This is a genomic window from Streptomyces sp. TLI_185 (assembly GCF_003814765.1).
In the GTDB taxonomy this organism is placed as follows: Bacteria; Actinomycetota; Actinomycetes; order Streptomycetales; family Streptomycetaceae; genus Streptomyces.
In genome coordinates, this window is sequence record NZ_RKRB01000001.1 from 9,326,684 (window position 1) to 9,345,656 (window position 18,973).

Consider the following 18,973-nt stretch of genomic DNA (forward strand, 5'->3'; position numbering starts at 1 on the left):
CGCGGTGTCGGCAACGTCCGCCGCCGGGTGCTCCACGGTGGGCCGCTCGCCCCGCGCCCGGCACCGTCGCGCAGATGATCAGGCCCGCCCCGCACCCCTCGTACGCTGTTCCCCGTGCCCACCCCCCGCCTCCACCGCGTCGCCGTCCTGGTCCTCGAAGGCGCGAAGCCGCTTGATGTCGGCATTCCCGCGCAGGTGTTCACGACCCGCGCGAGCATGCCGTACGAGGTGCGGGTGTGCGGGGCGGCACCCGGACTCGTGACCGGCGGTGACGGGCTGGCGTACCACGTCGCCGACGGGCTCGACGCGCTCGCCTGGGCCGACATCGTGTTCGTGCCGGGCTACCGGTTCCCCGACCGTGAGGACCCGCCGCGAGCCGTCGTCGACGCGCTGATCGCCGCCCATGAGCGGGGCGCGCGTCTTGCCGCCATCTCCACGGGCGCCTTCGCCCTCGCCGCCACCGGCCTGCTGGACGGCAAACGCGCCACGACTCACTGGCACTACACGCGGGCCCTCGCGGAGAAGCATCCGCTGGTCCAGGTCGACGAGAACGTCCTGTTCGTCGACGAGGGCAGCGTGCTCACCTCGGCCGGCGCCGCCTCCGGCATCGACCTGTGCCTGCACATCCTGCGCGGCGACCTCGGCGTGGCCGCCTCCAACCACGCGGCCCGGCGCCTGGTCGCGGCCCCCTACCGCAGCGGCGGCCAGGCGCAGTACGTGCCGCGCAGCGTGCCCGAACCGCTCGGCGAGCGCTTCGCCGCCACCCGCGAGTGGGCACTGCACCGGCTCGACGAACCCCTCAGCCTCGACACCCTCGCCCAGCACGCCGCGGTCTCACCCCGCACCTTCTCGCGGCGCTTCGTCGAGGACACCGGATACACGCCGATGCAGTGGGTCATGCGCGCCCGCATCGACCTCGCCCGTGAGCTGCTCGAACGGTCGGAGCGCAGCGTCGAGCAGATCGCGGGCGACGTCGGCCTGGGCACCGGCGCCAACCTGCGCATGCACTTCCAGCGCATCCTCGGAACCACGCCGAGCGAGTACCGGCGCACCTTCACCAGAGGCGAATAGCCGTCCCCCGCCGCCTGGCGCGATCCTTTCGAACCATGGCGCTCACGCCACGGCCACCATCGGATCCCGCACGCGAGGCTGGTGGGGAACCCAGACGAGCCGCAGAGACACCAAGGGGTATTCATGACTCGCGTCGCCATCAACGGATTCGGCCGCATCGGACGCAATGTGCTGCGCGCCCTGCTGGAGCGTGACAGCGACATCGAGATCGTCGCCGTCAACGACCTCACCGAGCCCGCCACCCTCGCCCGGCTCCTCGCCTACGACTCCACGGCCGGCCGGCTCGGCCGCCCGGTGACCGTCGACGGCGACACCCTGGTCGTCGACGGCCGGCGCATCAAGGTCCTCGCCGAACGCGACCCGGCACAGCTGCCCTGGGCCGAGCTCGGCGTCGATGTCGCCCTGGAGTCCACCGGCCGCTTCACCTCGGCGAAGGCCGCCCGCGCCCACCTCGACGCGGGCGCGAGGAAGGTCCTCGTCAGCGCACCCTCGGACGGCGCCGACGTCACCCTCGCCTACGGGGTCAACACCGACGCGTACGACCCGGAACTGCACACCATCGTCTCGAACGCCTCCTGCACGACCAACGCGCTCGCCCCGCTCGCCGCGGTCCTCGACGAACTCGCCGGCATCGAGCACGGCTTCATGACCACGGTGCACGCCTACACGCAGGAGCAGAACCTCCAGGACGGCCCGCACCGCGACGCCCGCCGCGCCCGCGCCGCCGGCATCAACATCGTGCCCACCACGACGGGCGCCGCGAAGGCGATCGGCCTCGTGCTGCCCGGCCTCGACGGCAAGCTGTCGGGCGACTCCATCCGCGTACCCGTTCCGGTGGGCTCGATCGTCGAGCTGAACACCACGGTGGCCCGCGACGTCACCCGGGACGACGTGCTGGCGGCCTACCGTGCCGCGGCCGAGGGCCCGTTGGCCGGCGTCCTCGAGTACTCGGACGACCCGCTCGTGTCGTCCGACATCACCGGCAACCCGGCCTCCTCCATCTTCGACTCGGCCCTCACCCGCGTCGACGGCCGCCACATCAAGGTGGTCGCCTGGTACGACAACGAGTGGGGCTTCTCCAACCGGGTGATCGACACGCTGGAGCTCCTCGCGGCCGGCTGACCGGCGCCGCGCCGCCCTCACTTCGCCTGTGGTGAGGGCGGCCAGGTGCGCACCTGTGATGCGGCTGTGACCCGGAACTGTGGCCTCCACCACGGTCGGCTGTCCCGGGGCCCTGATGAGCTGGTCCAATGCGCACAGCCGCCCCCCTCTTACTGGTCCTCGCCTCGGTCCTCGCTCTCGCAGGGTGCGGGCAGCCGTCCGGCTCGCCGACGCCCGAGTCCGGCCCCACCTCGTCGAACGACCCGCGGTTCCTGCCGCTTGCCGCGTACGACATGTCCGACGCCGGACACGCCGTCGGCACGGCCCGGTGGACGCTCGCCAAGCAGTGCATGGTCCGGCTCGGGTTCGACGCCCTGAAGAACCTCGACATCGACCCTCTGCCCGCCTGGCCCCAACGCCCGGCGGGCACGGGCGTGTTCACGGCCGTCGGGTACTCCGACGACGAATTCCGCTACGGCATTCAGGACCCTGTGCAGGCCGCGCGCTACGGCTATCAGGCGGCGCGTGCCAAGTACCGGCGCAACTACGCGGAGAAGAAGTGGCCGCTGTCCGAATACCTCGGGCTCACCGGCGAGTTCTTCGGCGACGATCCGAAGACCGTCCACGGCCACCGCATCCCGCGCCGCGGCTGTCTCGGCGAAGCGGACCGCGCGATCTACGGCAGCAACCCGCAGGACCGCAGGGACCCGGTCCTGGAACTGGAGACCAAGAGCCTGCGGCAGGGCAGCAAGGACCCCGCCTGGAAGAAGGCGGACCAGACGTGGTCGGCCTGCATGCGCAAAGCGGGCTACCACTACGCCACACCCAGGGACGCCGAGACCGGCGAGGACCGTCGGCGCGCCGAGCCGGAGGAACGGCTCTCCGCGCGGCCCCAGGACCCCGACGCACCCTCGCCCTTGGAAAAGCAGACGGCCACGGCCGACGCCCGCTGCAAGCAGCACACCGGCTACGTCCGCACCGTGCACGCCGTCGACGTACGCATCCAGAGCCGGCTCATAGCCAACAACCGGGCGAAGCTGGAGAAGCAGCGCCGCTGGAACCGCGACGCCGTCCGCAAGGCCCACGACATCCTTGAGGGCCGGTCGTGACGACCGGCCCTCAAGGGCTGCCTCAGGGCTTCCGCGCCACCCCGCAGAACTGCGTCACGTCGACGATCTCGCCGACCTCGGGCTGCTGCGCACGCCAGCGCGAGCACGACACCACGCCCGGCTCCAGCAGTTCCAGACCGTCGAAGAAGCGCAGCAGCTGCTCGCGGCTGCGGAGTTTCATCGGCGCCGAGCCCTGCTCGTTCCAGCTGGCCACCGCCGCCGTCATGGCCTCGGTGTGGACCTCGGCGGTGGGATGGGCGAGCGCCAGATAGCTGCCGGAGGGCAGGGCGGCGACGAGCCGGTCGACGATCTCGTACGCCTGCTCGTCGTCGCTCACGAACTGCATGATGCCCAGCAGCATGAGTGCCACCGGCTGCTTGAAGTCCAGTGTCCGGGCGGCGCCTTCGAGGATCGGGCCGGGTTCGTGGACGTCGCCGTCCAGATAGTCCGTGACGCCCTCGGGGCTGCTGGTGAGCAGGGCCTGGGCATGCACCAGGACCAGCGGGTCGTTGTCGACGTAGACGATCCGGGTCGCGGGGGCCAGCCGCTGGGCCACCTCGTGGGTGTTGTCCGCGGTGGGCAGGCCGGTGCCCAAATCGAGGAACTGGCGGACGCCCGCCTCGCCGACCAGATGGCGCACCGCACGGCCCAGGAACGCCCGGTCGGCCCGCGCGGAGTCGACGATCTCCGGGAAGTACTCCAGGACTTGGTCGCCCATGGCGCGGTCGGGGGCGTAGTTGTCCTTGCCGCCCAGCCAGTAGTTCCACACCCGTGCAGAATGCGGGGTGGTCAGATCCAGCCGCGCCAGCACGGCCTCACGGTCGGCGGCCGGTTCCTCGGTCATGACACGCTCCTCGTCCTGGACCGGCAGCCCCCTCGACCACCGCCCCCTTGCGCCTGTGGGCAAGCGACAACGTAGCGGGCGGTGTCGGTCCGGGCCACCGGTTCCCCGATCTTGACAGCCGCCGCTCAGCTCTCAGAAGTACCGTGCTTCCGGAGGGCAGCCGGACGCCCCCTCCCACAGCCCGTCGTCGTCCCGCCCGCGCAGCCGGCGGTCGAAGAAGGCGGCGACGTAGGCCCGTTGTGCGGTGATCGCGAGCCGCGGGGCGATGGTGCCGATGTTCTCGACGACGGTCTTGCGGGGCAGGCCGAGCCGCCGGGCGATCTGCGGGACGACGGCTTCGGCGTCGGTGTACGTGGCGTGCTGCGCGCCTCGCAGGCTCAGGCCCCGGTGCCGGCCGGGGCTGTTGCGCCACAGTGCCGCCCAGGACGGCACCGTGCCGAGGTTGTTGCCGTCCTTGCCGATCAGGAGGAAGGGGCGGTCGAGGCCGTCGGCGGCGACGGTGGAGAGGTTGCCGGGGGTGCTGTCGTCCTGGACGTATGCGAGCACGCCGTCCAGGTTTGCCGCGGCTGCGATGCGCGGGTCGTCGTGCATGGTCTGCAGGGCGGTGAAGCCGCCTGCCGACTGGCCGAACATGCCGATGCGGCTGAAGTCCAGCGTGCCGCACAGGCCTTGAGGCAGCGCCTCGGGCAGTGCGTCGAGGAGGAAGCGGGCGTCGGCCACGCGTACGGCCATGGTCTTCCGCAGCAGGGCGGTGATGCGCTGCTGGTCCGGGTACGCCTTGGCGAACTCCGCGGGCAGAACGGAGTGTTCGACGCGGTCGCCGGGGAACTGGACGGCGCAGGCGTCATAGGTGTGATCGAGGGTCACCACGGCGTAGCCGCGGGAGGCAAGGTCGTCGCAGAGCGTGGTGCCCAGGGAGCGCGGGTCCCCGGCACCGGGGGAGTAGCAGACCACCGGGAACGGACCACCGTGAGCGACCGGGGCACCTTCGTGAGCGTGCGTGCGGGTGGCCGCCCAGTCGACCCGGCTGCTCGGCACATCGGTGAAGCTGTTCAGGGCCGCGAACCCGGAGGCCTCGCCGGGAAGCATCTGGGGTGCGGCAGGACAGCCGCCGACGGTCCGGGCCGGATAGCGGATGCCGACCATGAGCTCCCGGTACGGCTGCGACGCGACCCAGGGATCGGCACGCGAGGCATCGACGAGGCGCAGCGCGACAGTCCCCACGGGATACGGGCCGCTGGGCGCGGGCAACGTCAGCCGCACCGGCCCGGCCGTGCGCGGCTCGCCGGCCGCCGCTCGTGCCGGGACGGCGGACACGGCGAGTGCTGCCATGGCCGACAGCATGGCGGCGCGACGGGTCTGCATGTCTGAACTCCCTTGTCCGTACGGGTGAAAGGACCACGTACAGCCTTGTGGAGCGACCGGGTCGCCAACCATCCGGCAGGCCGGTCGATGCGCATGGGGGTTGTCCCCCAGACCCTTCTCACGTCTCACGCGGGGTGTGCGCGTGCCCGTGGCCGTGCTCCGTTTCCCCGGCGTCGGGTGAGCCGCCCATCATCCGCAGCATGGCCGGGCCGCCGGTGCGCCAGAACCGTACGAGCAGAGCCGCCGCCAGCAGCAGGAAGACGAGGTTGAGCCAGGTCGTGTAGTTCCAGGTGATCCCCTCCTCGGGGATCGTGGCATCGGCCTGGTCGGGGATCAGGCCCAGCCCGCCGAAGGCGAACTCGACGATGTATCCGGCGACAGCCATCGCGGCGAAGAAGGTGCCGAGGAGGAAAACGGCCGTGCGGGCGCCGTAGTACTTCCGGTAGATGTTGAGGATGGGGAGGATCAGCAGGTCGGCGTAGATGAAGGCGATCACCCCGCCGAAGCTGATGCCGCCCTTCCACAGCACCACGGCCAGCGGCACGTTGCCGATCGAGCAGACGAACGTGGCGATGGCCACCAGCGGCCCGACCAGGGGGCCGATCAGTTTGGCGGCGAGCGGATGGTCCGCCAGGAAGAACGTGCGCCAGAAGTCGGCCGGCACCCAGGCCGCGATCGCCCCCGCGATCAGCAGCCCCGCCACCAGGTCCCGCACGATCGCCGCCCACTCCATGACGAAGATGTGCGACACGGAGGTGAAGCCGTCCCGGGAGAACAGACGCCGGGCGAAGCCGCCCTCCGCCCGTACCGACATGTCCATGGCCGCGTGGCCTTCCATCGACCCCGCGATCCCGCGCTCAGCCTGCTCCCGCGCCCGGCTCAGCAGCCGCTCGCGCAGGAACAGGCGGAACAGCACGGCGAGTACGACGATCATGATCGGTCCGCCGACGAACTCGGCGGCCGTGAACTGCCAGCCCATGAGCAGCGCGAGGATCACGCCGAGTTCCACCACCAGATTGGTGGAGGCGATCTCGAACGCCATCGCCGCCGTGAAGTTCGCGCCCTTGCGGAACAGCGAACGGGCCAGGGCCACGGCCGCGTACGAGCAGGACGACGAGGCCGCCCCAAACCCGGCCGCCAGGGCGAGGGTTCGCGGCCGGTCGTCACCCAGCAGCCGGACGACCGTCGACCGGCGCACCGCCGCCTGCACCACGGCCGACAGGGCGAAACCCAGGATCAGCGCCCAGGTGACCTCCCAGGTCATCGACCCGGCGATGGACAACGCGTGGCCGATCGCTTCCACAGGGCACCTGCTTCTGTTTCCGGTGGACAAGCTTCTGTTTCCGGTGGACAAGAATTGAATCGCCGTGATGTTCCGGAACGGCGTTTACATGGCGATTTGGCAGGTTTAGCGTAAAAGTAAAGGACGACGCTCGCCGCCATCATCATCGGAAAAGGGGAGCACTCATGTCGTGGACGATATCCGGCACCTATGTGGCCGGTTGCTCTTGTGCGGTGTTGTGCAGCTGTCCCTACGACGGCCTGCCGCGGGACGCCAAGGGTGGCACCGAATGCCGGGGCACCGCCGTGTTCCATGTGGCAGACGGGAATCTGGACGATCTCGACCTGTCCGACGTGGACTTCGCGTTCTACAACCTCTTCCCCTCCAATCTGTCCTCCGGCAACTGGAAGGTCGGCCTGGTCGTGGACGCCTCGGCCAGTGACGAACAGGCCGAGGCCCTGGAGCGCATCCTCTCCGGCCGGGAAGGCGGACCGTTCGGCCAGCTGTCGCAGTTCTACGGCGAGTACCTGGGCATGGAGCGGGCGGCCGTCTCCCTCGGGGAAGGAGACAGGCCCGGCCTCACGGTCGAGGGCCGGACGGAACTCTCCTACGAGCCGCTCACCGGGCCCGACGGCAGCTCGACGAAGATCAGGAACGCCATGTTCGGGTTCGCGCCGGAATTCGAAGTGGGCAGGACCACCGGCCGTTCCGACGCCTTCGGGCTGAGCTACGAGGCGTCGTACGGCGAGACCGCCGACTACGTCTTCACCAGCGAGGAGACCGAGGAGACCGCCCACGGCCGCATCTGAGCGAAACGACGGGTCCGAACCGGGCGGCGGGAAGCGGGCCGGACACGAGACACCCATGAGCGCCGGCGAGGCACCACGTCTGCTTGCGACCGTGTTCTCGGCGGCCTCGCTGTCGAGGTGCGTGCCGATCGCCCTCCTTGTTGGCACCCTGCTCTCCCTGGTCAACCAGGGGGCGGTGATTGCGTCCGGCGACGCCACCGCCGCGACCTGGTTGCGGGTGCTGTTCAACTACCTGGTGCCGTTCTGCGTGTCCAGCGCGGGCTTCTTCGGCTGTCGGCGGGCCGCCTGGCGGACCGCACGGTCTTCGAGGGCCAGGTGAGTCACATGCCGCCCATCGACGGCATCGACCCCTGCAGTCCCGGCAGCAGCCAGTCCTGGAACGGTGCGAGCAAGCCCAGCACAAGGAAGGCGACGCCTACGGCCCGCGCGAGCAGCGGACCACGGGACCACAGTTTCTCAATGAAGATCACCACGGCCAGCCCGGCCATCGACGCCACGTTCATCACCCCGAGCGGGATCAGGACGACCATCAGCCCCGCGCAGCAGCCGACACAGTAGGCGCCGTGATGGACGCCCACCCGAAGATCTCGGGCCGGCCGGCGGAAACCGGCGTAGTGCACCAGATGGCTCAGGGGGTCGCGACAGTGCCGCAGGCAGACGTACTTGAGGGGCCCGAGCTGATACAGGCCCGCGAGCAGGAAGGCCACCGAGCCGATCCAGCGTCCGGCGGTCGGATGGTCGTCCACCAGACGGCCGGTGAGAGCCAGGGCCGCGTAGGCGAGCAGCCCGAACGCCGTCCATACCAGCAGATATCCGCCCACGAACTCGACCGTGCGCGCGGTCCGCGTCCAGCCGGAGGACTGCCGGCCGATGCCCCGCACCCAGGTGATGGCCACCGGCGCCATGGACGGCAGCATCATGGCCGCCATCATCGTCACCCACAGCAGCAGGAACAGCGGCAGCGCCATCCCCATGGTGCCGGGCTCGACCCCCATGTCCCGGGCCTGCCCGATGGTCAGCGCCCAGGCGGGCACCGCGATCAGTACGACCAGAAGCCAGGCGACCGCCAGGTCCCGCGTCGGCAGCAGGCCTCCGCCCGTTCCGGTCGGCGCGGGCGACCGGGCGGATGTGAGGGTGGAAGTCCGGATGTGACGCATCGGCGTGCTCTCCTGCAGACACTTCCAGGAGAGCACGCCACTGTCGGGGGCGCCACCGCCCGTCGTACCGGCTCTTGCAGGTTCAACGGCACACACATAAGTTACCTGTCGGTAGTAAAGGTGAGTGCCCGAGGGAGCCGCCATGCCCGTACTGGACCGCCAGGACGACGTCTACGTCCTCGATCTCGGAGACGGCGAGAACCGTTTCCACCCCGACTGGATCTCCGCCGTCGACGCCGCCCTGGACGAGGTGGAGAAGGCGGAGGGGCCTCGCGCGCTGGTGACCACCGCGACGGGCAAGTTCTACTCCAACGGGCTCGACCTGGACTGGCTGATCGCGCACGCCGACCAGCACCTGGACTACGTCGTCTCCGTGCACGCCCTCTTCGCGCGGCTGCTGTCCCTGCCGGTGGTCACGGTGGCCGCGCTGCAGGGGCACACCTTCGCCGCCGGAGCCATGTTCTCGCTGGCCCACGACTTCCGTGTGATGCGCGCCGACCGCGGCTTCTGGTGCCTGCCCGAGGCCGACATCAACATCCCCTTCACGCCCGGCATGTCCGCCCTCATCCAGTCCCGCCTGGCGCCGCGGACCGCCCACGAGGCCATGGTCACCGCCCGCCGCTACGGCGGCCACGACGCCCTTGCCGCGGGCATCGTCGACCACGCCGTCGACGAGGACGCCGTACGGACGACGGCCCTCGCCCTCGCGCAGCGCCTGGCCGCCAAGGCGGGCGACACCCTCGCCACCATCAGGACCCGTATGTACGCACCCGCCCTCGCCGCCCTGCGCGACACGGACGCCCCCCTGGGCTGACCGCACGGGCTCAGGCGTCTCAGTCCGCGGGTGGAGACCTCTCCATCGACCCGTGGGTGGTGGTGATCCACTGGGTGCGCGGAGCAGGCTTGAGGCATGGGTTCACTCCACTCGGCACTCGTCGCTCTCACCGGTGTCTGCGTCTTCGTCTTTGTCGTGGCCTGGATCGCCGGGGCCGTCTACTTCGGCGTGAAGAGCCAGGCCGGCCTGCGCGGCTGGGTGCATGGACTTCGACGTACGTTGCCTCGCCGGCTTCTGCTGACAGCCGGCGCCCTCGCCCTGTCCACGCTGGTCCGTCACTCGCGGGGCTTCTGGCGCCATCTGCAGTTCTGGCAGCCCGAACTCGCCCTCCTGGGCGGTCTGCTCGCCGTCGCCTCCACCGCGTTGCTGCTGTGGGCCCGCTGGGTTCTGGGCACGATGTGGGCCAGCGTCCCGATGGTCCAGGAGCACCACGAGCTGCGCACCGACGGCCCCTACCGGCTGGTCCGCCACCCCATCTACACCGGCCTGCTCGGCCTGATCACCGGCTCCATGCTCGCCTGCGGCTTCGGCGTCTGGATCGCCCTGATGGCGGTCGCCATACCCTGGCTGCTGCGCCGGGTCCGGATCGAGGACGGCCTCATGGCCGGCCAGTTCGGCCCGTCCTACGACACCTACCGCGCTCGCGTACCCGCGCTGATCCCTTGGACGCGCCCCGCTCCTGTCGGGCTCCGCGTGCCCGGCAGTGAGGAGTATTAGCCGGTCGTACGAGTGCGCATCGGCGATGACGGCACGGTGCGCGAGGGACCAGTCGGCGAGGGCCTCGACCAGGTGGGGTCAGGCCGGTCCCGGTCTCGGTCAGGCGGTAGTCGACCGGGTCGGGCCGGTCGGGTGGACGGTGCGGAACAGGAGCCGACCTCACCCGGCTGAGCCCGCGGCCTTGCGGCACGCGCGGTAGGCGGCGACTGTGGTCCTGCCGGCGCAGGCGCATCGACGGCGATCCTGGAGCGGCCGGTCGTTGGCCCCGGCGGGGGAGCGGTCGGGTGCGGCACCGAGGCGACCAGGGCCGCGCCGAAACTGACCGCCCCCAGCCCGCTCACTGTGGAGGCGAGTGGCGCAGGCGTGGCCTCGACGCCGGTAAGCCGCGGCACGTGAGATGCGGCGGAAGCGGCGGGGACGGCGGCGTCAGGCAGGCCGCCGTGGCCAGGGCAACGCCTGCGGTCTTGAGAACGCGGCGCATCGTGGTGCGCACCTCCTAGTGACGGGGCGTCAGTTGACCGGCAGTGGCCCCAGCTTCGACAGCCGTCGCATCGCGCTCGCGCACGGCGCGCCAGGTGCGCCCGTTCGGCGCAGGCGGGGTCAGCCGGGCGGGCGGATGCAACCGCTCACGGAGACCCAGATGCGGAGCCCTACTGGCCGAGGGGGCAGGGGCGCAGGACGGCCCGAACACGCCGAACGAGACACCGCCGGACTGGTGTTGAGGGCTCACGTTCCTGCCCGCACGGTGACGGGGCAGGTCCGTGGCCATCGCCGGCAGAACAAACCGCTCGTCTGCGGATCGCTGCTCCCGTAAGGTGCGCGGGTTGTCGTGACGAAGGGGCGGTTCGGGACGTGGTGCTCAGGGCAGCGACGCGGGGGCAGTTGGCGAGTGCGGCGCGGGACGCGCTGGGCGCCGGGCGGCGGCTGGAGGCGGCCCAGCGGATCGCGGGCGGCAGCAAGAAGGGCGTGTACCGCCTGGTGATGGACGATGCGACGACCGCGATCGCCTACCTGTGGGACGACGCCGAGAACTACTGGCCGACGGCCGAGGGCGACGACGACCTCACCGACCCGTTCTCGCCCGGTCTCGGACTCGACCTGTTCGAGGCCGCGCACGCCCGGCTGGACGCGCTCGGCGTCCGCGTCCCGGCGATCCGACTGGTCGACCGGGACGGCACCCACTGCCCGGCCGACCTGGCGATCGTCGAGGACCTTCCGGGCGAGAATCTGGAGGGACTGCTCGCACGCGACCCCAGCGCGGCGGCCCCGGTCATGGCCCGGCTGGCGGAGGCGTTGGAGGCGATGCGGCGTCATCGGGCGCCCGGCTACGGCAAGGTGGCCGTCATCGAAGCAGGCGGAACGTCACGCGGGGCGTCGTGCGAGGGCGTCGTACTGGAGCGGGCCCAGCGGGACCTCGCCGAGGTGGCGTCGCGTGACCTGCGGATCGCGGCAGCCCGCGAGCACCTGGAGGAGCGACTGCTGGCCCTGGCGGCGGCGGTCCGGCCGCGCTCGCAGTACGCGGTCGTACACGGTGAACTGGGCCCCGATCATGTGCTGGTGGACCCGGACGGAAGCCCCGTGGTGATCGACATCGAGGGCACGATGTACTTCGACGTCGAGTGGGAGCACGTGTTTCTGCAGATCCGCCTGCACGACGCCTACGAGCCGTTGGCGGCCGACGGACTGGACGAGGACCGGCTCGCCCTCTACATGCTGGCCCAGCGGCTCTCACTGACTGCGGGGCCGCTACGGCTCCTCGACGGTGACTTCCCCGACCGGTCGTTCATGGCGGGCATCGCCGAGCACAACCTGAAGCAGGCGCTGGAACTGATCCGCACCTGAACGCCCTTGGCATCCCGCCCCGTTCTGCCCGGCGTCCCGTCGGGCCGCCGCTCAATGATCGGCCAGGAAATCCAGGATCGCCGCAGCGAGTTCCGGCGTCCCGGCCGCCGTCCCGTGATCTCCGGGCACCACCGCGCCGGTGCCCCGCGGCAGAGCCGCGGCCAACTGGTCGGCCGTGGCGACGCGTTCGTCGTCGGCACCGATCACCACGAGTGTCGGCACCTGGATGCGGCCGAGCCGCTCCACCGGCGTGGCGACGACCGAATCCAGTACGTGCAGCAGGGCGACAGGATCCGCGTCATCCGACCGGAGCCACTGCTCGGCCTGCTCCTCCGGCGAGCCCGGCTCGAACGAACCCGGCCCGGCGAAGACCCGCCGCAGAAATGACTCCGCCCCGCCGCCGAGGCCGAGCACCTGACGCAGCCCCTGGCCGGCGACCACCGCCCGACCCGGTGTCGCGCCGCGCACCAGCATCCTCACCACCATGCGTCCTCCGAGCGAGTATCCCCCGAGGTCGTAGTCGTCCAGTGCGAGGTGGTCGAGGAGTGCGAGGCCGTCCTCGGCCAGTACGTCGGGCGGATAGCAGGCAGGGTCATGAGGCTTGGCGCTCCGCCCGTGCCCACGGAAATCCGGCATGATCACGCGACGCCCGCGTGCCGCGAACCTCTCGGCATGGCCGTAGCGCAGCCACATCGTCGAGTCCCCGGCCACGCCGTGCAGCAGTACCAGCGGTCTGCCCCCGCCCACTTCCCGGTAGGCGAGGCGCACACCGTCACGGCCCGAGAAGTACGACACATCAGCATCCGGCATGCGTCGGAGCGTATCCCCGGCGGTCGCCCAGACAGGCGCGGGCGGCCCGGCTGCCGAGCGTGCAGACCTGGTCCTTGGCCGTGTCCCACGGCGACGGCGACGGGCACATCGACGTGGCGGCTCGCAGGGATCCTCCCCCGCGTGGCACTCGTCGGCCGCAGGTACGGCCGCAGGTAAGGCCGCAGGTACGGCCGCCGGTCAGGACGTGGTGGCAGGGGTGTGGAAATAGTGGCCCTTGTCGAGGTCATCGAGGAGGCCGGGGCCGGTGGGCTGCCAGTCCAGCAGTTCGCGGGTCAGGGTGCTGGACGCCGGGGCGTCGAGTGCCAGGAAGTGACCCAGCCAGGCGAAGTGCTCCGCCGCGGCCTCGGGGGCCACGGAGGCCACCGGCACGTCCAGGTGACGGCCGATCACCTCGGCGATGTCGCGGATCGGGACGCCTTCCTCCGCGACTCCGTGCAGCACCGCGCCCGCGGGGGCCTTCTCCACCGCCAGACGGAACAGCCGTGCGGCGTCGAGGCGGTGGACGGCCGGCCAGCGGTTGGCGCCGTCGCCGATGTAGCCGGAGACACCCTTGTCCCTGGCGATGGCGACGAGGGTCGCCATGAACCCGTTGTCTCCTTCGCCGTGGCAGGTCGGAGACAGCCGCACCACGGATGAGCGGACTCCGCGTGAGGCAAGCGCAAGCATCGCCGTGGCGGTGGCCGAGCGGATGGACACCGGCGAGCCGTCGACCGCGGGCATGTCCCGCTCGGTCGACACCTGCCCCGGCTTCAGGCCGACCAGCCCGGAGGCGAGGACGAAGGGACGGCCGGTGCCGGCCAGCGCCTCGCCGAGGGTCTCGACGGCGCGCCGGTCGGCCTCGGCGGCGCCCTGGAAATTGCCGGTGAAGGCGAGGTCGTGCTTGAAGGCGAGGTGGACCACCCCGTCCGACGCGGCAGCGGCGCCGGCGAGGACGTCGAGGTCGTCGACGGTGCCGCGGACCACGTCCGCACCGGCGGTGGTGAGTGCGGCGGCAGAGGCGTCGGAGCGGGCGAGCCCGACGACCCGATGCCCGGCGTCCATGAGTTCGGGAACGAGGGCGGAGCCGATCCAGCCGGACGCGCCGGTCACGAAGATGCGCATGGGAGAGCCCCAAACTGTCGATGTCAGTGACTGTCATCGACGCTAACACGCGATGTCAGTGACTGTCATCACGTAGGATCTGCTCATGGGTAGATGGGAGCCGAACGCGCGCGAACGCCTGGCGAAAGCGGCGTTGGAGCTCTACAGCGAGCGCGGCTACGAACAGACCACGGTGGCGGAGATCGCCCAACGGGCCGGCCTCACCGAGCGCACCTTCTTCCGGCACTACGCCGACAAGCGCGAGGTGCTGTTCGGCGGCTCAAGTACGCTGCAGGAGCTGTTCGTCAATGCGGTTGCCGAGGCTCCGGCGTCCGCCGCCCCGATCGACGCGGTCGCGGCAGGCCTCGATGCGGTCTCCGCCGTCTTCGTCGGCCGCCACGGACACTCCCGGCGCCGACACGCTGTCATCGTGGCGAACGCGGTACTCCAGGAGCGCGAGCTGATCAAGCTCGCCTCACTGTCGGCCGCGCTCGCCGACGCCCTGCGCCGACGCGGCGTGCCGGAACCGGCCGCAAGCCTGACTGCCGAGGCGGGGGTCGCCGTCTTCAAGATCGGCTTCGAGCGCTGGGTCGGGGCGGCCGAGGAACGCACGATGGCGCAGTTGATGCGGGAGTCATTGGACGAGCTCAAGGCCGTGACCGCGGGCGGCTGAAGCCTCGGGTCTCGTCGGGTCAGGACAGGCTGTTGATCTTGCTGCGGACCTGGTTCACGATGGCGGCCGGGAGCGTCGCGTAGCCCTGGAAGCTCAGGTCCTGCTGGCCCTTCACGCCGGCGATGTACGTCAGGAACGCCTTGGTGGCGGGCCACGTGGCCGGCTTGTTGCCCTTGTCGCAGACGATCTCGTACGTGACCATGTCGATCGGATACGCACCCGGGGTCTTGGTCGCGTAGTCGAGCTTGAGCACGAGGTCGTCACCGGTACCGACGATTTTGGCAGTGGAGATCGCCTTGGAGGCCGTGAAGACACTGGCGTCGACGGGAGTGGTGGCGCCGGTGTCGATCGAGACCGTGGGAATGCCTCGGGCGATCGCGTACGACAGCTCGACGTAGCCGATCGCACCCGCGGTCTTCTTCACCTGGTCGACGAGGCCGGAGGAACCCTTGGCCGACTGGCCGCCCTTGGCCTTCCAGTCCTTGCTGTGCCCGTGGGGCCAGGCGCTCGGCGCGGCGGCGCTGAGATAGGAGGTGAAGTTGTCCGTCGTGCCGGAGGAATCGGAGCGGTGAGACGCCCGGATCGACGTCGACGGCAGCTTGGCGCCGGGGTTGAGTTTCGCGATCGCCGGATCGTTCCACTTCGTGATCCGGGAGTCGAAGACCTTGGCGAGCGTGGAGGCGTCCAGGACCAACTTCCTGACTCCCGGCAGGTTGTAGCCGATGGCGATCGGGCCGCCGACCGTCGGCAGGTGGACGGCCCTGCCGCCGTTGGAGCAGACGCTCTTGGACTGGGTGATCTGGGCGTCGCTCAGTGCGGAGTCGGAACCCGCGAAGGCGGTTCTGCCCTCCAGGAAATCGGTCTGGCCGGCGCCGGAGCCGTTGCCGTCGTAGCTGATCCGAGTGCCGGGGCAGGCTCGCATGTAGTTCTTGATCCAGAACTTCATTGCGAACTCCTGCGCAGTCGAGCCGGAACCCGACACGTGGGCCGCCTTGCCGCACTTGACCCCGGTTGCGGCCGTGGTGGTGGGTGCGGCGGACGTGGACGATCCGCCGGACGGCCCGGAGCTGTGGCTCGAGCCGCAGGCCGTCAGGAGCAGGACGCCGGAGACAACCGCCGAGCCGGCCGCCAGGGCGCGCAGCCTGCTCTTCCGCAGAGGCTTCACTCTTCGGTGCTCCTTGCTTGTGGGCGGCCGGGGTCGGCGCAGCGGAGGGGTTGATGACCGTGGATCAGGTAGCGGTCACGGCCCGCGCCTTCGGGGAACTATACGCACCAAAGCGGACATTTTAGGTGATCGTGGTCCTAGGGCTGGAGCTGTTGTGGGGGCGATGTGCGGCGCCATGGGGTGCACCGAGGGGAGCGGCGGCCGCCGGCTTCTGAACCTGGCCGGCTCATGAAGCCGTCTCGGCGCGAACCCTCGTCGCCACCCGGGCCAACTGGCCTCCCGCGCTACACCATCCGGTGGCTTATGGCCGCCGGAGCGTTATTCATGTCTCCGATTTTCTGATCATTCCACTATCCGGCTCTTGGTACTGACCGGCCGTCACGAAGCCCCGAACCGAGTCGAGGAGAGTGGAGACGATGACGAAATCGCCGCGATGGCGATCCGTTCTGACGCCAGCTGTCATGGCTGCCGCGCTTGGCGCTGCCGCGCTGTCGAACGCGGGAACCGCCTACGCCCAGAACCTCACCACCCCGCACCCGCCGTCCCCGGCGCCGCCCGCTTACCCGGAACATCCGGCGAAGCCTGCGTATCCGGCTCACCCCGTGAAGCCTGCGTATCCGGAGAAGCCCGCTCATCCGAAGCAGCCGGAGAAGGCCGCGTATCCGGATCATCCGGCGAAGCCTGCGTACCCTCAGCAGCCGGTCAAGCCGTCTTATCCGGCACAGCCCGCCAAGCCCGCTCACCCGCAGAAGCCGGTGAAGCCTGCGTATCCGGCACATCCCGCGAAACCTGGATATCCGGCCCAGCCGGCCAAGCCTGCGTATCCTGCTCACCCGGTGAAGCCTGCGTATCCTGCTCACCCGGTGAAGCCTGCTTACCCGCAGAAGCCGGTGAAGCCTGCGTATCCTGCTCACCCGGCGAAGCCTGCCTACCCGCAGCAGCCGGTTAAGCCTGCTTACCCGCAGCAGCCGGTGAAGCCCGCCTATCCGGAGCACCCGACGAAGCCTGCCTATCCGGAGCACCCGACGAAGCCTGCCTATCCGGACCAGCCGGTGAAGCCTGCGTCCCCGGAGAAGCCTGCGTATCCGCAGCAGCCGGTGAAGCCTGCCTATCCGGAGCACCCGGTGAAGCCCGCGTCCCCGGAGAAGCCTGCGTATCCGGAGCAGCCGGTGAAGCCTGCCTATCCGGAGCACCCGGTAAAGCCTGCGTCCCCGGAGAAGCCCGCCTATCCGGAGCACCCGACGAAGCCTGCCTATCCGGACCAGCCGACGAAGCCTGCGTCCCCGGAGAAGCCTGCGTATCCGGAGCAGCCGGTGAAGCCTGCGTCCCCGGAGAAGCCTGCGTATCCGGAGCAGCCGGTGAAGCCTGCCTATCCGGAGCACCCGGTAAAGCCTGCGTCCCCGGAGAAGCCCGCCTATCCGGAGCACCCGACGAAGCCCGCCTATCCGGACCAGCCGGTGAAGCCTGCCTATCCGGACCAGCCGACGAAGCCGGACCAGCCGACGAAGCCGGACCAGCCGACGAAGCCGGACCACTCGAAGTAGCCGTCGAAACGGCAGCGTCCGCACCGCTGGACGCGGAACACGGGCGGCTCGCCCCGCTCGCGAACACCTCTGCACACGACGAGGAGAAGCTGATCCTGGGTGGTGCCTGCGCGACACGGCCGCCGGCGTGATGGCGATGGTGTCCTCAGCCGCGCCCCGGTGGCCGGGGGCCTCGACACGGCAGTCGGCCCGCGAAGAAACGGAGGGGCGTTGGGCGGACTCTGACTGTCCGTCAGGCGATCTGGCAGTACGGCTGTCGAGCCGGGCCCGGACGATCGGGCCCGGCACACCGGCCAGCAAGGGCTACCAGCCGAATGCGCCGCCCTCGATGAGAATGAGCAGCCCGAGGGTGATCAGGACCAGCGGGAGCAGGACGTGCCCCCACCGGCTGAGCGCCTTGGCGATGACCGGCCGGGTGGCGAAGGAGCGGCCCGCGAAGCACCACACCGCCACCAGGGCCAGGAAGACGGCGGCATACACGCTCATCCCGCCCAGGCCGGCGGTGGCGAACACGGGGACGTAGACGCCGATGTTGTCGCCGCCGTTGGCGAAGGTGACCGCGGCGACCTCCAGCGCTCTCGGCCCGCCCTCGGCCCTCTCCTGCGCGTCGTCCTCGTCCTCGTCCTTGTCGTCGCGGCGCTGCCATGCCTGCCAGGCCGATTTCAGGCCGAGCACGAGGGGGAGCAGTCCGAGATACGGGATGGCCGGCTCGGGCAGGAAGGCAGCGCCGAATGCCGCGGCGACGGCGACGGCGAGGATGGCGGCGAAGCCGACGTACTGGCCGAGCGTGATCCGGCGGGCGGAACCACGGTGGCCCGCGCCCTGCGCGAAGAACAGCGACAGGAGCAGGATGTCGTCGATGTTGGTGACGGCGAACAGCCCGGCCGCCTGCGCGACGATCCCCAGGTTCACCGATGAACGCCCCTCATGCTCGTACGTGGTCAGTTCGGTCGGCGCAGTCCTGCGATGAGGAGTTCGACCAGTCGGCGGGCGTCGTAGCGGGGGTCGCTTTCGGCGCCGATACAGAGGTTGCCGACGCCGCGCATGAGCTCGTAGGCGTTGAGGTCGGACCGGATTTCGCCGGAGGTGGCGGCCTCGTCGAGCAGTTGGGTGCACACGGGCACGAGGCGGTCGAGGAAGTACGCGTGCAGCGTGTCGAAGCCGGCGTTGTCGGACTGCAGTACGGCAGCGAGTCCGTGCTTGGTGACCAGGAAGTCGACGAACCCGTCGATCCACTGCCCCAGTGCGGCGTAGGGGGTCGGGCTGCTCGCCAGCAGGGCCGGGCCGGCCTCTGCGCAGGCCTCGACCTGGTGCCGGTAGACGGCCACGATGAGGTCCGCTCGCGTCGGGAAGTGGCGGTAGATCGTGCCCATCCCGACGCCGGCCCTGGCCGCGATGTCGCGCACCGGCGCTTCCACGCCCGAGGTGACGAAGACCGCGGCGGCCGCGTCGAGCAGGGTCTGCTCGTTGCGCCGGGCGTCCGTCCGCTTGGGCCGGGCTGCGCGTCCTGCACCCTTGCCGCTGTCGTTCACCGTGCCGTTCCCTCCC

19 protein-coding genes are annotated in these 18,973 nt (G+C 70.4%); 10 read left to right on the top strand and 9 right to left on the bottom strand.

The genetic code is table 11. From position 1 onward, the window contains the following. The first annotated feature begins 114 nt into the window (after nucleotides 1-114). The 3 genes from EDD92_RS42800 to EDD92_RS42810 all read left to right on the top strand — a co-directional run bounded on the left by EDD92_RS42800 (nucleotide 115) and on the right by EDD92_RS42810 (nucleotide 3,281). Entirely contained in the window at nucleotides 115-1,071 is a 957-nt protein-coding gene (locus EDD92_RS42800) for a GlxA family transcriptional regulator (protein ID WP_123969250.1), read from the top strand. A gap of 123 nt (nucleotides 1,072-1,194) precedes the next feature. After that, entirely contained in the window at nucleotides 1,195-2,193 is a 999-nt protein-coding gene (gap, locus tag EDD92_RS42805) for a type I glyceraldehyde-3-phosphate dehydrogenase (protein WP_123969251.1), read from the top strand. 128 nt (nucleotides 2,194-2,321) lie between these two features. Beyond that, complete coding sequence (locus EDD92_RS42810; protein WP_123969252.1) at nucleotides 2,322-3,281, top strand: hypothetical protein; 960 nt, start codon at nucleotides 2,322-2,324, stop codon at nucleotides 3,279-3,281. A 22-nt stretch (nucleotides 3,282-3,303) separates the two neighbouring features. On the opposite strand, the gene EDD92_RS42815 is transcribed toward EDD92_RS42810, so the two are convergent. The 3 genes from EDD92_RS42815 to EDD92_RS42825 all read right to left on the bottom strand — a co-directional run bounded on the left by EDD92_RS42815 (nucleotide 3,304) and on the right by EDD92_RS42825 (nucleotide 6,793). Then, nucleotides 3,304-4,125 carry an SAM-dependent methyltransferase gene (locus EDD92_RS42815; protein WP_030937149.1) on the bottom strand — a complete coding sequence of 274 codons (822 nt, stop codon included), beginning with the start codon at nucleotides 4,123-4,125 and terminating at the stop codon, nucleotides 3,304-3,306. Between the two features lie 132 nt (nucleotides 4,126-4,257). Further along, nucleotides 4,258-5,490 carry a hydrolase gene (locus tag EDD92_RS42820; protein WP_123969253.1) on the bottom strand — a complete coding sequence of 411 codons (1,233 nt, stop codon included), beginning with the start codon at nucleotides 5,488-5,490 and terminating at the stop codon, nucleotides 4,258-4,260. Nucleotides 5,491-5,608: 118 nt separating this feature from the next. Beyond that, nucleotides 5,609-6,793, bottom strand: coding sequence for a permease (locus EDD92_RS42825; RefSeq protein ID WP_123969254.1), 1,185 nt, complete (start codon nucleotides 6,791-6,793; stop codon nucleotides 5,609-5,611). Nucleotides 6,794-6,957: 164 nt separating this feature from the next. Here EDD92_RS42825 and EDD92_RS42830 point away from each other — a divergent pair, with 164 nt between their 5' ends. Next, on the top strand, nucleotides 6,958-7,581 hold the full coding sequence (locus tag EDD92_RS42830; protein ID WP_123969255.1) for a DUF1326 domain-containing protein: 624 nt from the start codon (nucleotides 6,958-6,960) through the stop codon (nucleotides 7,579-7,581). Between the two features lie 55 nt (nucleotides 7,582-7,636). Further along, entirely contained in the window at nucleotides 7,637-7,900 is a 264-nt protein-coding gene (gene nrtS / locus EDD92_RS42835; RefSeq protein WP_123969256.1) for a nitrate/nitrite transporter NrtS, read from the top strand. Between the two features lies 1 nt (nucleotide 7,901). On the opposite strand, the gene EDD92_RS42840 is transcribed toward nrtS, so the two are convergent. Beyond that, entirely contained in the window at nucleotides 7,902-8,738 is an 837-nt protein-coding gene (locus EDD92_RS42840; RefSeq protein WP_123969257.1) for a DUF2182 domain-containing protein, read from the bottom strand. 142 nt (nucleotides 8,739-8,880) lie between these two features. Here EDD92_RS42840 and EDD92_RS42845 point away from each other — a divergent pair, with 142 nt between their 5' ends. The 3 genes from EDD92_RS42845 (at nucleotide 8,881) to EDD92_RS42860 (ending at nucleotide 12,132) form a co-directional block, all read left to right on the top strand. Then, on the top strand, nucleotides 8,881-9,552 hold the full coding sequence (locus tag EDD92_RS42845) for an enoyl-CoA hydratase-related protein (protein ID WP_123969258.1): 672 nt from the start codon (nucleotides 8,881-8,883) through the stop codon (nucleotides 9,550-9,552). 96 nt (nucleotides 9,553-9,648) lie between these two features. After that, nucleotides 9,649-10,290 carry an isoprenylcysteine carboxylmethyltransferase family protein gene (locus tag EDD92_RS42850; protein ID WP_123969259.1) on the top strand — a complete coding sequence of 214 codons (642 nt, stop codon included), beginning with the start codon at nucleotides 9,649-9,651 and terminating at the stop codon, nucleotides 10,288-10,290. 966 nt (nucleotides 10,291-11,256) lie between these two features. Beyond that, nucleotides 11,257-12,132, top strand: a complete 876-nt coding sequence (locus EDD92_RS42860; RefSeq protein WP_260327376.1) for a phosphotransferase family protein — start codon at nucleotides 11,257-11,259, stop codon at nucleotides 12,130-12,132. A 51-nt stretch (nucleotides 12,133-12,183) separates the two neighbouring features. Here EDD92_RS42860 and EDD92_RS42865 read toward each other — a convergent pair whose 3' ends face one another. After that, a complete protein-coding gene (locus EDD92_RS42865) occupies nucleotides 12,184-12,942 on the bottom strand; it encodes an alpha/beta fold hydrolase (RefSeq protein ID WP_123969260.1) in 759 nt (252 codons plus the stop codon). A 198-nt stretch (nucleotides 12,943-13,140) separates the two neighbouring features. After that, nucleotides 13,141-14,064: an SDR family oxidoreductase gene (locus EDD92_RS42870; protein ID WP_123969261.1), complete on the bottom strand. Its 924-nt coding sequence runs from the start codon at nucleotides 14,062-14,064 to the stop codon at nucleotides 13,141-13,143. A gap of 85 nt (nucleotides 14,065-14,149) precedes the next feature. Here EDD92_RS42870 and EDD92_RS42875 point away from each other — a divergent pair, with 85 nt between their 5' ends. Beyond that, the gene (locus tag EDD92_RS42875) at nucleotides 14,150-14,716 is read left to right on the top strand and encodes a TetR/AcrR family transcriptional regulator (RefSeq protein ID WP_123969262.1); all 567 of its coding nucleotides are present in this window, start codon (nucleotides 14,150-14,152) and stop codon (nucleotides 14,714-14,716) included. A gap of 19 nt (nucleotides 14,717-14,735) precedes the next feature. Here the strand turns inward: EDD92_RS42875 and pstS are convergent, their stop codons facing one another. Further along, on the bottom strand, nucleotides 14,736-15,881 hold the full coding sequence (pstS, locus tag EDD92_RS42880) for a phosphate ABC transporter substrate-binding protein PstS (RefSeq protein ID WP_123969263.1): 1,146 nt from the start codon (nucleotides 15,879-15,881) through the stop codon (nucleotides 14,736-14,738). 407 nt (nucleotides 15,882-16,288) lie between these two features. On the opposite strand from pstS, the gene EDD92_RS42885 reads away from it, so the two are divergent. Next, entirely contained in the window at nucleotides 16,289-17,425 is a 1,137-nt protein-coding gene (locus EDD92_RS42885) for a hypothetical protein (protein WP_123969264.1), read from the top strand. Nucleotides 17,426-17,728: 303 nt separating this feature from the next. On the opposite strand, the gene EDD92_RS42890 is transcribed toward EDD92_RS42885, so the two are convergent. Both EDD92_RS42890 and EDD92_RS42895 read right to left on the bottom strand, forming a co-directional pair. After that, on the bottom strand, nucleotides 17,729-18,337 hold the full coding sequence (locus EDD92_RS42890; RefSeq protein ID WP_123969265.1) for a cadmium resistance transporter: 609 nt from the start codon (nucleotides 18,335-18,337) through the stop codon (nucleotides 17,729-17,731). A 29-nt stretch (nucleotides 18,338-18,366) separates the two neighbouring features. Beyond that, entirely contained in the window at nucleotides 18,367-18,957 is a 591-nt protein-coding gene (locus EDD92_RS42895) for a TetR/AcrR family transcriptional regulator (protein ID WP_123969266.1), read from the bottom strand. Nucleotides 18,958-18,973 lie beyond the last annotated feature (16 nt).